General features: G+C 39.7%; 12 protein-coding genes. 3 read left to right on the top strand and 9 right to left on the bottom strand.

Features of this window, described 5'->3' with window-relative positions; translation table 11 throughout:
- The coding region (locus AABE15_RS04240) for a hypothetical protein (RefSeq protein ID WP_338330036.1) at positions 1–215 on the top strand (215 nt) is incomplete at its 5' end.
- 61 nt (positions 216–276) lie between these two features.
- Here the strand turns inward: AABE15_RS04240 and AABE15_RS09250 are convergent.
- The 4 genes from AABE15_RS09250 to AABE15_RS04225 all read right to left on the bottom strand — a co-directional run bounded on the left by AABE15_RS09250 (position 277) and on the right by AABE15_RS04225 (position 5816).
- Positions 277–732, bottom strand: a complete 456-nt coding sequence (locus AABE15_RS09250) for a DUF805 domain-containing protein (protein ID WP_408870250.1) — start codon at positions 730–732, stop codon at positions 277–279.
- A gap of 43 nt (positions 733–775) precedes the next feature.
- Positions 776–1234: a hypothetical protein gene (locus AABE15_RS04235; protein ID WP_338330035.1), complete on the bottom strand. Its 459-nt coding sequence runs from the start codon at positions 1232–1234 to the stop codon at positions 776–778.
- A gap of 805 nt (positions 1235–2039) precedes the next feature.
- Positions 2040–5510: a transcription-repair coupling factor gene (mfd, locus tag AABE15_RS04230; RefSeq protein WP_338330034.1), complete on the bottom strand. Its 3471-nt coding sequence runs from the start codon at positions 5508–5510 to the stop codon at positions 2040–2042.
- 30 nt (positions 5511–5540) lie between these two features.
- Positions 5541–5816 (bottom strand): succinate dehydrogenase assembly factor 2, encoded by a 276-nt coding sequence (locus AABE15_RS04225; protein ID WP_338330033.1) that lies wholly within the window; start codon positions 5814–5816, stop codon positions 5541–5543.
- A 45-nt stretch (positions 5817–5861) separates the two neighbouring features.
- Between AABE15_RS04225 and recG the strand changes: the two genes are divergently transcribed.
- Positions 5862–7976: an ATP-dependent DNA helicase RecG gene (gene recG, locus AABE15_RS04220; RefSeq protein ID WP_338330032.1), complete on the top strand. Its 2115-nt coding sequence runs from the start codon at positions 5862–5864 to the stop codon at positions 7974–7976.
- Positions 7977–8304: 328 nt separating this feature from the next.
- Positions 8305–8469 carry a YjzC family protein gene (locus tag AABE15_RS04215; RefSeq protein WP_338330031.1) on the top strand — a complete coding sequence of 55 codons (165 nt, stop codon included), beginning with the start codon at positions 8305–8307 and terminating at the stop codon, positions 8467–8469.
- Between the two features lie 57 nt (positions 8470–8526).
- Here the strand turns inward: AABE15_RS04215 and yegQ are convergent, their stop codons facing one another.
- From yegQ to AABE15_RS04190, 5 genes are all read right to left on the bottom strand, one after another.
- Positions 8527–9864, bottom strand: coding sequence for a tRNA 5-hydroxyuridine modification protein YegQ (gene yegQ / locus AABE15_RS04210; RefSeq protein WP_338330030.1), 1338 nt, complete (start codon positions 9862–9864; stop codon positions 8527–8529).
- A 110-nt stretch (positions 9865–9974) separates the two neighbouring features.
- Entirely contained in the window at positions 9975–11318 is a 1344-nt protein-coding gene (gene gltX, locus AABE15_RS04205) for a glutamate--tRNA ligase (protein WP_338330029.1), read from the bottom strand.
- A gap of 30 nt (positions 11319–11348) precedes the next feature.
- On the bottom strand, positions 11349–11693 hold the full coding sequence (locus tag AABE15_RS04200; protein ID WP_338330028.1) for a hypothetical protein: 345 nt from the start codon (positions 11691–11693) through the stop codon (positions 11349–11351).
- A 46-nt stretch (positions 11694–11739) separates the two neighbouring features.
- On the bottom strand, positions 11740–12945 hold the full coding sequence (locus tag AABE15_RS04195; RefSeq protein WP_338330027.1) for a nicotinate phosphoribosyltransferase: 1206 nt from the start codon (positions 12943–12945) through the stop codon (positions 11740–11742).
- A 28-nt stretch (positions 12946–12973) separates the two neighbouring features.
- Entirely contained in the window at positions 12974–14371 is a 1398-nt protein-coding gene (locus tag AABE15_RS04190) for a class II 3-deoxy-7-phosphoheptulonate synthase (RefSeq protein WP_338330026.1), read from the bottom strand.
- Between the last annotated feature and the right edge of the window lie 93 nt (positions 14372–14464).

Here is a 14464-nt window from a genome sequence, read left to right as displayed (position 1 = left end):
ATTATTCTAAAATCAACGCTGCAAACGGCACCATTAAGCTCACCCATATAGATCAACTTATATCCCTTACAAATTCGTTTCCTTCAAAACTAAAAATGGGGTTAATTCTTGCTAAATTTGCAGGAAAAAAAGAGGAAGCAGATACATTAAAATGGCACGTTAACTTCGAAAATAATATTTTTAACGTTAACAACGTTCCTATCCCAATTTGGTAGGCAAAGGTCAAAACTAAACCCTTCACTATAACTGTGTACCGCTATGTAACGACGACCAGCATTAGGTTGTAAAACAGTCTACAGGCTTGGGTCCAAAACGATTTGTTTCATCACTCGGATAGCTCGCAGCTATTAAAAAAATAAGTCTAAAAAAGAAACTTAAATACAAAAAGGGCATAGGAATAAAAACCAAAAACAACCAACGACCGCTCAAATTTAAATCGTGCAAGCGCCTAATGCACAAACAAATTGATGGAAAAAAACTTATTAATAAATAAATAAAAAATAATAAGTGAAAATCTATATAATATTGTTTTATATAAAATCGATAAACTAAAGAAAAATATTCATCAATACTATGAAAAATACTTAATAATATTGCGTTAAATATAGCAAATGACCAAAAAGCAATACGGTTACTTCGTCCCTTGTAATACGAATAATGAATATAAGAATCCAGCCATCCTTTGAAAAAACGTTTGATGAAAAAGATGCACTGGTCGAGATTAATACCCATTCTATTCTCCGTGATCATAGAAACCAAAGATTTCCTCACTAACTTAGTTTCCCCATACCGCACCCAATAGTGTAACGATACTCAATAATAGAAATATCCAGTGCATACGTTGAACCCTTTTATAGGTTTGTACTGGGTTACGTTTGGCATCTTCTGCTCTTTTTTTATCCATAAAAAAAGGTTCTATAACAAATAACATTGATGCAAACAATACCCACACCAAAACCATCGCATGCATCCACCAAAAACTTAGTTGCTCAAATCTGTCCCACAATTTTAAACGCCAAACCATATAAAATCCCGACAACCCGGCTACAAATACAAGCCAACGTGCTTGCATAGCAAAGCGATATTCTATTTGCTGGAACATATCTAATCGCTTATCGACAGGAAAATGTCGCTTAAATGCCGGAAGTAAAATCGTCGTCACCATACTGACCCCACCGATCCACACTACAATAGCAAAAACATGGAGTGAACGCGCAAAAGCAATATCAGACATGAGAAAACCTTTTGGCTGTACTAATTGAATGAAATAAATAGAACACTTTGGTTTTTATTTTTTCCATTCATTAAATTTACATTATAGAATAGGTAATATAAATCCATTGAAGTTTTTATTATATAAAGTAAGTTTTCGTCAGGGCACATAGTGTAGTAATTCTTGCACCTAATCTGGACTTGCTTCAAAAGTTCTGCAGAGTTAACTTAACGCAATCCATTAAGTTTGTATGCTATTTTTACCAACGTTATTTTTCTATCTATTTCTATAATAATTTATACCCTTAATACGAGCTATGCTTTATGAACAGAAATTGAAACAAGTGGGACTTTATTAGTAAGTATAGTTATCGTAGATGACCCAATGAATAACTTATAAATTTGTGCGGTATCCCTAAGTATAACTGGGTTAAGCAAAATGAAATTTTCTTCCTCTCAATTCACCCATGAAAGATTAAAATTACTGTTTTAAATCTATCAAAAACTTATAAAGAACACCAAAAAATACAAATATATAATTTTAAGTAGAATGATAGAAGTGAAAGTTAAAGATACAAAAAAGTCGCTAAATATGCATATTGGTTTTTTTTGCCCCTCGTACGATTTCAAAAACTGACTTAAACTTAAATCAAAAAACTTTATAAGCCAACGTCGCAATATATCAGAAACGTTAAGGATGCTTAGTACCTAAAAGGTTATATTTGCAATCCGTAACGTTCATTAGACTTTATTTCGTTCTAATTTAAAGATACAACACCATCTAAAATAAATAGATATGCGTTAACTATAAAATAAAGATCATGCGCTTATTTAGCAAAGATACTTGCAAGCTTTTTCAATAAAAACGTTGCTCGTTCTATTCGTTGCGTAAAAGGCGTTTCACATAAATAGACCAATTTTCCATCGGGTTTAAACTTGATTTGATTATCCTTTGAACTTGAAACCCATCGGACAAGTTCAGCTGGATTATTAAATTGATTATTTAAAAACTGAATAACCACTCCTTTAGGTCCTACTTCTACTCTTTGAACACCAATTTCCTTACATATTTTCTTGAGTTTCACTACTTCCAACAAATTCGAAACCTGATCGGGTAAATTTCCAAAACGATCAATAAGTTCGGCACGCATGGATTCAATATCCTCTTCGGAGACAAGGTTCCCAATTCGGCGATAGAGGCCCAATCGTACCGGCAAATCCAGTACATAAGTTTCAGGAATTAAAACGGGTAACCCTAGAACAATATTAGGAGACCAATCTTGATCCAAAACAGGCTGATTATTTCGTTCTGCCCTTAGCTGAGCAACGGTTTCCTCCAACATTTTTTGGTAAAGTTCAACACCCACCTCTCGAATGTGACCCGATTGCTCTTCCCCTAGAAGATTTCCAGCCCCCCTTAAATCCAAATCATGCGAAGCCAACGTAAACCCTGCACCAAGATTATCCAACGATTGCATAATTTCGAGGCGTTTCTCGGAATTTTTACTTAACAGATGATTTTGTGGCCAGGTTAAATAAGCGTATCCCCTTTGCTTACCTCTACCCACGCGTCCTCTTAATTGATAAAGTTGACCCAATCCAAAACGATCCGCTTTATGAATGATAAGCGTGTTAACCGAAGGCATATCCAATCCACTCTCAACAATATTGGTCGATAACAACACATCGTATTTACCATCGCTAAACTCAGTCATTACACGTTCGAGTTCCAAAGGTGAAAGCCTACCGTGCGCTTGGACTAATTTAAGATCTGGCATAATATCCAAAAGTTGTTCTTGCAACGGTTGCAGATCTTGTACACGAGGAACCACACAGAAGGCTTGCCCCCCTCTAAAGCGCTCTCGTTGCAACGCTTCGCGTAACACAATGCGATCAAAAGGCATAATAAACGTTCTGACTGCCAACCGATCAATCGGAGGGGTGGCAATTAAACTTATTTCCCGCATTCCCGTTAATGACAATTGCAACGTTCGAGGTAAGGGCGTAGCCGAAAGGGTTAATACATGAATGTCTTCTCGTAGGGTTTTTAATTTTTCTTTATGCGCTACACCGAAATGTTGTTCCTCATCAATAATCAACAAACCCAAATTGGCAAATTGCACCGTTTTGGCCAATAAAGCATGCGTACCTATAACAATATTGACAATTCCCTCTTTCAATTCTTTTTTAGTTAAAGCGGCCGCCTTGCTTGTAACCAATCGAGAAAGTTGCGAGACCTTAATAGGAAACCCTTCAAAGCGCTTTGTGAAGATAAGGTAATGCTGACGTGCCAATAGGGTTGTAGGAACCACTACGGCAACCTGTAATCCACCCATTGCGCACACAAATGCTGCTCTAAGTGCCACTTCTGTCTTACCAAAGCCCACATCACCACAAATCAATCGATCCATTGGCCGACCAGACGATAAATCGTGTAAAATATCCCCAATGGCTCTGGATTGATCTTCTGTTTCAATAAAAGGAAAACGAGAACAAAATTCTTCCCATAAACCGTCGGGCGGCGTTTCAACAGGGGCTTCACGCATTAACCTTGCGGCTGCCGTCCGCAACAACGCATCCGCCATATCTTTAATACGTAACTTCATGGTGGCTTTACGTTTTTGCCACGCAGGACTACCCAGTTTATCTAAAGCTACCCCTGTTTGATCCGAGCCAAAACGACTAAGCAACTCTATATTTTCAATGGGTAAAAATAACTTTTCCTCACCAAAATACATTAATTGCAAGCAGTCATGCGGGGCTCCGCCAATATCCAAATTAATTAACCCGCAATACCGACCAATACCGTATTCTTGGTGGACAACTAAATCCCCTTCAACAATTTCCGAAGCGGCGGCGATAAATTGTTCGGCCTTACGCTTATGCCGATGCGGTCTTAAAACACGCTCACCAAGCAAATCTTGCTCGGACACTAAAACAAAATCATCGGCAACAAACCCTCGTTCCAAACCTAAATTCAGTAATCCTACGGAACCAACTTTATGGGTTTCAGCTTCTCGCCATGTGTCAAGATTATGACACAAAATTTTGTTTTCTCTCAATAACGTGGCAATGCGTTCTCTTGATCCTTTACTCCACGCGGTAACAAAAACCTTTCTCCCCGCGGATTTCCACTCTGAAACACGTTGCTTAAAATAACTGAACGTATGTTCACGTTCTGATACCGATAGGCTCTTAAAGAAAACCACCCCAGGCCTTCCGCCGATATCAATACCAAATGCTCCTTCTGGTTTAGCATAAGGTTTAAAGGAATATTTTTTATACTTAGAGAGGTAATGTCCCCACTCTTCTTTGTTTAAATAATTAACCGAAGGTGGTAAAGGTCGATAAGAAATCTCTGTAGGTTTTATAGGGAGTTTACGGGCTTCATAATGATCCGATATCATTTCTAACCGTGGTTGTAAGGCTTCTTCGGACTGATAAGCAAAAGAAAGCTCTGCCTGATGAATATATTCAAAAAAAGTTTCCATTTTGGTATGAAAAAGAGCAGACCAATGTTCTAGGCCTTGATAACGTCGGCCATCGGAAACCGCCTGATAAATGGGATCCATCGTGGCGTGATTACCAAAATGATCACGCCACTTGGTTCTGAAAAGGGCAATGCTTTCTTTGTCTAAAGAAAATCCAGCGGTTGGTCTTAAAGTCAACGATGGTACATCTTGAATCGAACGTTGATTGATTGGATCAAAGCAACGTATGGATTCAATTTCATCCCCAAATAAATCTAGACGAACAGGATTTTCTTCACCGGCAATAAAAATATCCACCAAATTGCCACGGATTGCGAATTCCCCTGCTTCCATTACTGTATCGGTACGATGATAACCTTGAGAAATTAATAGCTCTTCAAGAAATTCTTGATCAAGAGTTTCCCCTTGTTTCAACAGCAATTCCTTACCCGAAAAAACCGAACGGGGAGGAACGCGTTGCAATAACGACGAAACCGTGGTCAAAACTATTCTAGGAATAGTTGCAGGTTCAAGCAGCCTCGTTAAGGTTGCCACCCTCTCAGACACAACCGTTTTATTAGGAGAAACACGATCATAAGGCAAACAGTCCCACGCTGGAAAACTTAAAATTTCTAACTGTTCCCCGATATAATCAAGCACTTCGGCAATTCGAACAATATCCGTATCATTTTGAACAACATGAACTAATGTTTTTTTCTTGCCAAAACACTCTTTTGCATAACGTTTCAACACGAATGCATCGTATCCTTCGGGAATGCCCCATAACGGCAAAAAACGATTTATTGGTTCTGAAGAGGTTTCCCTCATTCATACTCTCCTCTACTAAATTCTTTTTAATTATTGAGCGAATTTCTTAATGCTTAAAAGCATCCCCATGGTATCCAGATGTTTCGGAATGGGCTTAGCTCCGGTTAACCATGATGTCAAATCCACATCATCAAGCAAAAGAATACGTTCCAATTCATCAAGCTGCTCTGCGTTCATGGACTCAAGATAATACGATACATAACGCCCTACCAAAAGATCAGCTTCATAAGTGCCACGATGGTTGGCTTGATACAGTAAGCGACGTTTACGAATCTCGAGGTTTACTTTATCTTGATCTGAGTACATCTTTAACCTTTATCATTATTTTTTTTAACAGTGTCAAACCTATCTATGAACACTTCGTTTTTATCTTCAAACGCACGGTTAGCTCTGTCCCCTCTCCTTGCCCCGTTTTCTAGCCTGGAAGGAATCGGTCCCAAACTCAGCGAACTGCTTTATCGTGCGGTAAATGGGAAACGCGTTATTGATTTATTGTTTCATCTTCCAACTGGAATTATAGATAGGCGCTATCGTCCTTTATTAAAAGATGTAATTGCTGGCAATATAGCGACCTTAAAACTAAACGTTATTCATATTGAAAAACCTAAGCGTAGTAAACAACCTTGGCATATTTACGCCACAGACAATACAGGCAATGCAGATATTGTCTTATTTTCTCAATGGCAAGCAAGAAAAATAAGCCCACAGTCAACAATTTTTGTTTCTGGCATCGCAGAGAGGAATGGCAAACATATACAATTTACCAATCCTCATTATGTAGAAAATGCAAGTAAAGAATACAATATCCCTCTCATTGAACCAGTTTGGCCTTTAACAGCAGGACTTTTTTCTAAAAATTTGCAAAAAGCCCTTAAATCTGCCTTCAACCATTTTACAGAATTGCCCGAATGGATAACTCCCTCTTTCTTAAAAACCGAACAATGGCCAAGTTTTAAAGAAGCATTGCACCTTTTGCATTTTCCCAGCGATTTTGCCCATTTGTTTGAACATCAACACTATGACGCAGCCGCCAGTCGTGCTCGTACACGTTTAGCTTTTGATGAACTTTTAGCGGATCAACTGGCGTTAGGACGGGCAAGACGATCCACAGCAACAAGCTCAGGACGATCCCTCATAGGAAACCAACGTTTAATTACCCCTACGCTTCAGCGTTTTGGATTTACCCTTACTCAATCACAAATAAAAGCATTTAATGAAATTAAACACGATTTAGAACGACCCAATCGCATGCTGCGTTTATTGCAAGGGGACGTTGGTTCTGGAAAAACCATTGTCGCGCTTATGGCGGCCCTTCAAGCGGTTGAGGCAGGCTATCAAGCCGCCATTATGGCCCCAACCGAAATACTAGCTACTCAACACTATACCACCTTCGCGTCGTTAACGGATGTTAAAATCTCTTATCTCAGCAGCAGCATCAAAGGCAAATCAAGAAAAGAGGTGTTGAGTCAAATAGAAAGTGGAGAAAGTAACATTATTGTAGGGACACATGCCCTCTTCCAAGAAAGCGTCTCATTTAAAAATCTATCTTTGGTTATTATTGATGAACAACATCGTTTTGGTGTAGAGCAGCGCCTTCGCTTAGGGGATAAAGGTCAACACACAGACGTATTGGTCATGACGGCTACACCCATTCCAAGGACCCTTTTATTGACCCGTTGGGGTGAACTTCAAATGACACGTATTGAAGAAAAACCAATAGGACGAAAACCCGTACAAACGTCTTTACATTCTTTAAATCGTTTAGATAAATTATTGGAAGGTTTACGCCGTGCACTTGAACACGGTAGCCAAATCTTTTGGGTATGTCCCCTCATCGAAGAAAGTGAGGTGCTTGATTTGGCAGCAGCTGAAGACCGTTTCCATGCATTGCAATCGTATTTTGGACCCTCTTCCGTTGGATTAGCCCACGGAAGACAAGAAAGCCACGTTAGGCAGCAGGCCTTAGAAGATTTTCAAAAAAGAAAAACGTCCATTTTGGTTGCCACAACCGTTATTGAAGTTGGCGTGGACATCCCCAATGCTTCCATTATGATTATCGAACATGCTGAACGGTTTGGATTGGCACAACTTCATCAACTTAGAGGAAGAGTTGGAAGAGGAAACAAACAATCCTATTGCCTGCTTCTTCACGATGAACCTTTAAGCTATATCGCCAAACGAAGATTATCCCTTCTTAGGGAGACAGAAGATGGCTTTAAAATTGCTGACGAGGATTTTCGACTTCGTGGAAGTGGTGAAGCAACGGGGAAAAGACAATCCGGATTACCCGATTACAAACTAGCCGACGAAATTCGAATAGAACAATGGTTGACCCGAGCGCATCAGTATGCGGAAACGCTATTACATAACGAAAAGGAAGCCTGTCCTGAGCAAATGGAGGCTACTCACTGTTTGTTGCTTCTGTTTGATAAAGAAAAAACCAATCGATTGCTACGTTCTGGATAAAATTAAATTTGAAATTCTACGAATTGATGTTTTTTTCGACTAAATGAAAATTATTCGAAATACTTTATAATATAACATTATCTATTTTTCGCTTCTTAGACAAAACATACTAATTTCATCAGCCCATAATCCCATATAATTTTAAAGTAGATACGTGTGTTTAAAAAAAACAACCGAAGAGTAAGGGAAACCGATCCCACTCTATTAACCATAAAAATTTCTCATCAAGAATGATCTTGGAAAAAACTTTACTTTACAATTACTTAGGTTGCTTTACAATAACATTTGCCTTCATGTTTGTACGTTAATTATTAAGAAGGATTTTAAAATGCATCACCATAAACCAGGCGATAAAGTTCTAGAATCAGGCATTTACGGACAATACTCATCCGATGGTAAAAAAATCAATGAAGTCACGTGCGTTAAAGGGGAACGCTTTCCTCCTACGCCCAAACATGACATGTATTATAAAATAATTCGTAAAACCCAATGATATTGTTTTATTTTTGAGAAAATTTTCAAAAATAAAACATATTTACGAGCAACAATTCTATGGCGCAATAGTTTTCATAAGCAGTGCGTAGGTTAAATTTATTTGCTCAGGAATCGATACATAGACCGTATGACTATCACCAGGGGCAACGTCAATAGCCTCACCCGCGATGTTTTCCATAATCTTAAGATTGAAATCTAGATTCTTCTTAGGGGACATCATTTCAAGACGATCACCCACTTCAAAACGATTTTTAACCTTAACTTCTGCCAGCCCGTTTCGTAATACTCCCGTAAACTCACCTACAAATTGTTGTTTAAAAGAACGAGAAGAACCCGTTTCGTAATTCTGATACGTATGGTGTTTATGCCTTTGTAAAAAGCCATCCGTGTATCCACGGTTGGCAAGCGACTGAAGATTCAACGTTAAATCTTTATTGAATGGCCGTCCTGCTAAGGCATCATCAATGGCTTTACGATAAATTTGTGCCGTTCGCGCACAATAATAATGCGATTTAGTACGACCTTCAATTTTCAACGATTGTACCCCCATGCTCACTAAACGTTCTACATGCTCAATAGCGCATAAATCTTTAGAGTTCATGATATATGTACCATGTTCGTCCTCAAAGGCAGTCATCTCTTCTTGTGGCCGATGCCCTTCACGTAAAATAAATACTTTATCTGTGGGTTTTCCCTCACCCAATGTTGTAAATTTATTTGCCAAATCCTTTTTGCTAGAAACAATTTGCCCCAATTCATTTTCTCTCGCCTCTTCAACCCCATATTTCCAACGGCATGAATTCGTACAAGTACCTTGGTTGGCGTCTCGATGATTGATATAGCCTGAAAGTAAACAACGTCCAGAATACGCCATACATAATGCACCATGAACGAAGACTTCTAACTCGACATCAGGCACCTGCTTTCGTATCTCTTCAATTTCTTTAAGAGACAATTCTCGTGATAAGATGACGCGCTCTAAGCCCATTTGTTTCCAAAATTTAACCGTTGCCCAATTCACTGCATTCGCTTGAACCGATAAATGAACGGCCATTTGAGGAAAATGTTCACGCACCATCATAATTAAACCTGGATCAGACATAATTAACGCATCTGGATTCATGGCAACAATAGGTTCAAGGTCTTGAACGAACGTCCTGAGTTTTGCATTATGAGGGGCGATATTCACCACTACGTAAAAAGATTTATCTAGAGCATGTGCTTCTTTAATTCCAATGGTTAAGTTTTCATGCGTGAACTCATTGTTCCTCACGCGCAAGCTATAACGCGGTTGACCCGCATAAACGGCGTCAGCCCCGTATGCAAACGCATAACGCATTGCTTTTAATGTGCCCGCGGGGCTTAACAGCTCTGCTTGAAGAGAATTTAACATGGCAATGAAATAACCTAAAAAAACGGAACCGTAAAAATTTGATTGCCTAACCAAACGTCACCGTTTATTCGCATCTGTCGTAGACCTAAATAAAAATAATGAAATTTTTCCTAGGATTGCAAATTTGCTATTGCTTCCTTCAAACGCTTTGTTGCCCGTTCATACCCAATAAACGGTAAAAACCCTTTCATTTCGGGTCCTTTTTCCTCTCGAGTTAGGGCCAAACGCAAAGGATGGAACAGCGATTTTCCTTTTCTTCCACTGATCGCTTTAAGCGTATTTATCCACTGAGGCCATGTGTCTTCGTTCCACTCACCCATAGGCAACGCTTCCAGTGCTTGCTGTAGGAACGCTTTGTCCCCTATTTCGGCTTCGGGTATAATATCGTTTTGTGCAAGATCCCACCAAAAGCGAACTTCGCTTAACATATCAATGTTAGGCCTAATCACTTGCCAAAATTCTTTAGGTACGCACGAAGGCAATCGGCCCTTTACTTCTTCAAAATCCATCGTATGAAGGCATTTTTTATTTAAAGCGAGCAATTGATGAACGTCAAAGCGGGCCGGTGAACGCGAATAAGTGGATAAATCGTAATCTTTAGCCAATTCATCAAAACTTAGTAACTGTGGATCCCTTGAAGTACCTAAACGAGCGAGATAAGACATAACGGCTTTTGGTTCCAAACCATCTTCTCTAAGCTTGCGAATTGAAATACTCCCTAAACGTTTGGATAGTTTTCCCCCATCTTCGTCTAAAAGCAAGGGCAAGTGTGCAAAATGTATAGAATTTTCCTGTTTTGACAAAGCATTAATAAGATCAATCTGTACGCCTGTATTGGTAACGTGATCTTCCCCTCGTATAATGTGGGTAATCCCCGTTTCTAAATCGTCTACCACCGAAGCAAGGGTATACAAAACGGTGCCGTCTGCTTTAATCATGATGGGATCGGAAATTGAAGTTAATTTAACGCGACAGGCCCCCATAACCAAATCGTTCCACTGTACTTCTTTGTCCGACAGTAAAAAACGCCAATGTGGCCTTTTCCCATTGGCTTCTGCATCGGCTTTTTGTTTTTCCGTCAGCTTCAGCATAGCCCTATCGTAAATAGGGGGTTTATTTTGCCTACGTCTTAACTCTCTTTTAAAATCAAGTTCTTCTTTGGTTTCAAAACATGGGTACAAACGTCCAGATTGTTTTAACTTTTCAATTGCATTATGATAATGCTCCAAACGATCCGATTGATGCATCAGTTCGTCCCATGGTAGCCCCAGCCATTGCAGCGCTTTGTAAATTTCCCGTACATACTCGTCCTTTGAACGCTCAACATCCGTATCATCAATTCTTAACATAAACGTGCCCTGATGACGACGAGCAAACAGAGCATTGGCTACCGCTAACCGAGCATTACCAACATGCATTAATCCAGTAGGGCTTGGGGCAAAACGTAATTTCATTCTAAACACTTATCTCAAAATTATTAAAATTTAGTCTTCTTCTTTTAGCGCTCTTGGGTCAATGGATCGCCAATTTCTTTGCATATGACTGGAACCATTTTCGATAAAACCATTAACTTCATCCCTAGAATCCCAAAGTATTTCATCATGGCTTAACACTTTAACGTCTTCTCCGAAATTTAACCATAAATGGTATACTTCTTCAGCGGATGAAGTGGGTGTACGACAGCGTTCAATACTATCCCTTACGTAGCATTGTGCAAATAAATTAGCATGATCTAGAGAAACGAAACCGGAAACAATTTCCACTTCTTTTTGTTTATCCTCGCTGGACAAATCATAAATATACACACGATATTCTTTGTCCTTTTTCAATAAAAAGTTCTCTTGATTAATCAATAAAGTAATCCCTTTTACTCGTCTAGAATATGTTCGTTTGTTTTTCAGCAAACCCTATAAGATATTCTCTGCCTACTTTTACGAGAGGTTTTCCATCATAGGCAATAATATCTGCGGTAGCGTAGGTTTCATTCCATAAATTAGGAATATAGGATCCTGTACCAATACAATCAACCGGTGCCCCCGCTTCAGACATGATTAAACATTTTGCAAAATCAAATCCCGAAGAAGCAATCAATTTTACTTTGGGAAAGCCCGCTGCATCAAGTTTTTCACGCATATGCCACAGCGAAGCTGCCGATACCCCCGTACCCACCAAATACGCCAACTCTTTTTCCGAACAATAGCGCTGTAATGTTTCAGGGGCGTGACGCATAATTAATTCGTAAGACGTTTGTTGATTTAACTCTTCCAAATATCGACCCCCATGCGTATCGATACGTAAAGAAATTTTTCCTTTGTGTGCTAATTCAGAAAACTGACGACAAACAGCCAATCCGTCTGTTACCTCTTTTCCAAAATAATCAACCAACACGCTTAAGTCTTGAGTAGGAAATTGTTCGTGAAACAATTCAGCCGCCGCTAGGGTTGAGCCTGCATACCCAATTAAGGCATGCGGCATAGTACCAAATCCTTGGCGAAGACCGAAGAATGATTTTGAAGTTTCGTTACTCGATGTACCAATAAATCCTTTTGCCCCTATTTTCTTCTTAGCCGCTTGCGATCCCACCCAGGCCGCATATTCCACCATCTCTTGCATCTCAAACCCCGCACAATGGCGTGCGCCCATCGCAACAAATTGAACATGCGGAAGCGTCAGCGCCATTTGATACGCATTGCAAGCGGCAACGCAACATACCCCCAATTTTTGGAGAAAAATTGTTTCCAGCATAACCAATTGCTTGAACGATCCCTTAATATACAAAATAGGTAGACCTGCCCCCACCCACTCCCCCTCGGGGAAGGCCACGTAAACCTCAGCCTTTATTTTTTCTCGTCGAAAAATCAAATCAAGCCAATCCAGCACAAGACGCGGTGCAGAGACCACAGGTCTTCGCAGGAAAATGGCATAAACGACCTCTTTGTCACCATAATGATCAACAATGGTTTTCGTCTTTATAAAATATGTATCCGTACGTTCCTCTATTTTAATATAATCATGAGGTTCTTTCGCTGCTAAAGCAGAGCGAAAACCATTTTCTAACGACGGTTCTTTTTTAAAACACATAAGAAAACAGTCCCCCCTCTTAACAAATTTATTTATTGGACTGAGCAAAATTTCTCTTAGTTAATTCTTCAGCAACTAAAAATGCCATTTCTAAGGATTGCTCGGCGTTCAATCTCGGATCACAAAAGGTTTGATAACGTTCTGCAAGGTCCGCTTCTGTAAGATCATGCGCCCCGCCAATACATTCCGTGACATCCGCCCCAGTCATTTCAATATGAATGCCACCAGGAATTGCATCGCAAGACGATATCGTATCAAAAAACCCGATCACTTCGGTTAATATTGAATCAAAAGAACGGGTCTTAACCCCATTACGCGTTGATATTGTGTTTCCATGCATGGGATCACAGAGCCAAGTTACGACATTGCCTGATTGATTGATAGCGTGCACAAAAGGCGGAAGAAGGTCCCTGATTTTTGACGCCCCCATACGCGTAATAAGAGAGATCCGCCCTGCTTCATTCGTTGGATTCAAAATATCGAGCAGTTTCATCAAGTCATCTGTGTTTGCGCTCGGCCCGACCTTAATACCGATAGGATTTTTTATCCCACGTAGAAATTCAACATGGGCTCCTTCGGGCTGACGGGTACGATCTCCAATCCATAAAAAATGAGCGGAACACCCATACCATTCTCCAGACGTCGAATCAATCCGAGTTAACGCTTGTTCATAAGGTAATAACAACGCTTCGTGAGACGTATAAAAATCAGTTTCATGAATTTGGGGCGTATTTTGCGAATTCAAACCACAAGCGCGCATGAAAGCCAGCGTATCATCAATTTTTTCAGATAACACACCATAGCGTTCGGCCAAAGGTGATCGTTCAACAAAATCGAGATTCCAACGATGCACCTCATGCAAATTGGCATATCCGCCCGTAGCAAAAGCTCTAATCAAATTCAACGTACCTGCAGCTTGGAAATAGGCTGTTTCCATTCGTTTTGGATCTGGAACACGACTGATTTCAGAAAATTCAGTTCCATTAATAATTTCGCCCCGATAAGAAAGAAGTTCTTTTCCCTGTAAGGTTTCTGTAGGCGAGGATCTTGGTTTCGCAAACTGGCCTGCGATGCGCCCTATTTTTACCACGGGTACTTTCGCACCATAGGTCAACACAATAGCCATCTGTAATAAAATACGAAAAACATCCCTGATAATATCAGCAGTAAATTCTTCAAAATTTTCTGCACACGGTCCACCTTGCAATACAAAGGCTTCACCTTTTGCAGCGGCTGCCAACTGTGCTTTTAAACGTCTAATTTCCCCTGCAAAAACTAAGGGAGGATAGGTATGCAACTTATTTTCGATGGTTAGTAATTCTGCTGGGTTGGGATATTCTGGAACATGTTTTATAGGAAATGTACGCCAGCTATCGGGCTTCCACGAAAATTGTTTACGTTGTGCGTTTGAAGAGACGTCACTCATTGAAAATATCCCAGTTATCTAGAAATTAACGGGTTGTTATTACCAGCAATTACAACTCGTTATTGTTTGCCCAAATTCATATATATATAATCT

Origin of the sequence: Commensalibacter sp. Nvir, from assembly GCF_963921845.1 — a bacterium.
Taxonomy (GTDB): Bacteria; Pseudomonadota; Alphaproteobacteria; order Acetobacterales; family Acetobacteraceae; genus Commensalibacter.
This window is presented reverse-complemented; position numbering and strand designations above follow the sequence as displayed.

What these genes read in the sequence shown, in the direction of transcription:
- AABE15_RS09250 (WP_408870250.1), bottom strand. Translation starts at nt 732, where the DNA reads ATGGGTATTAATCTCGACCAGTGCATCTTTTTCATCAAACGTTTTTTC.
- AABE15_RS04235 (WP_338330035.1), bottom strand. Translation starts at nt 1,234, where the DNA reads ATGTCTGATATTGCTTTTGCGCGTTCACTCCATGTTTTTGCTATTGTA.
- mfd (WP_338330034.1), bottom strand. Translation starts at nt 5,510, where the DNA reads ATGAGGGAAACCTCTTCAGAACCAATAAATCGTTTTTTGCCGTTATGG.
- AABE15_RS04225 (WP_338330033.1), bottom strand. Translation starts at nt 5,816, where the DNA reads ATGTACTCAGATCAAGATAAAGTAAACCTCGAGATTCGTAAACGTCGC.
- recG (WP_338330032.1), top strand. Translation starts at nt 5,862, where the DNA reads ATGAACACTTCGTTTTTATCTTCAAACGCACGGTTAGCTCTGTCCCCT.
- AABE15_RS04215 (WP_338330031.1), top strand. Translation starts at nt 8,305, where the DNA reads ATGCATCACCATAAACCAGGCGATAAAGTTCTAGAATCAGGCATTTAC.
- yegQ (WP_338330030.1), bottom strand. Translation starts at nt 9,864, where the DNA reads ATGTTAAATTCTCTTCAAGCAGAGCTGTTAAGCCCCGCGGGCACATTA.
- gltX (WP_338330029.1), bottom strand. Translation starts at nt 11,318, where the DNA reads ATGAAATTACGTTTTGCCCCAAGCCCTACTGGATTAATGCATGTTGGT.
- AABE15_RS04195 (WP_338330027.1), bottom strand. Translation starts at nt 12,945, where the DNA reads ATGTGTTTTAAAAAAGAACCGTCGTTAGAAAATGGTTTTCGCTCTGCT.
- AABE15_RS04190 (WP_338330026.1), bottom strand. Translation starts at nt 14,371, where the DNA reads ATGAGTGACGTCTCTTCAAACGCACAACGTAAACAATTTTCGTGGAAG.